A 254-nucleotide genomic window follows, 5' to 3' on the forward strand; every position below is an offset into this window, starting at 1 on the left:
ATCGCCATTTTCCTTGGCGTCAGGGAGACCGGTGAGCATCATCGCCCGGCCCCTTGAGGCAATGGATCATTCTGTTGTCCGCCCAGCAACGATGACGGAATATACGGATTGATAGCCGCTCCCACCCAACTAGCCATCATGCCATTTCCCAATATCGACCCGGTCGCCCTCTCCATCGGGCCTCTGGCGATCCATTGGTATGGCATTGCCTATGTCGCCGGCATCATGCTCGGCTGGTTTTATGCCCGCCGCCT

The 254-nt window shown here is 57.9% G+C and carries 1 protein-coding gene; it reads left to right on the plus strand.

Annotation, left to right across the window (positions count from 1 at the left end; genetic code table 11):
* Positions 1-138: 138 nt before the first annotated feature.
* A partial coding sequence (locus tag SB816_RS33355) for a prolipoprotein diacylglyceryl transferase family protein (protein ID WP_410548422.1) occupies positions 139-254 on the plus strand: 116 nt, incomplete at its 3' end.

It is taken from the genome of Achromobacter sp. SIMBA_011, assembly GCF_046535435.1.
Taxonomy (GTDB): Bacteria; Pseudomonadota; Gammaproteobacteria; order Burkholderiales; family Burkholderiaceae_B; genus Achromobacter; species Achromobacter dolens.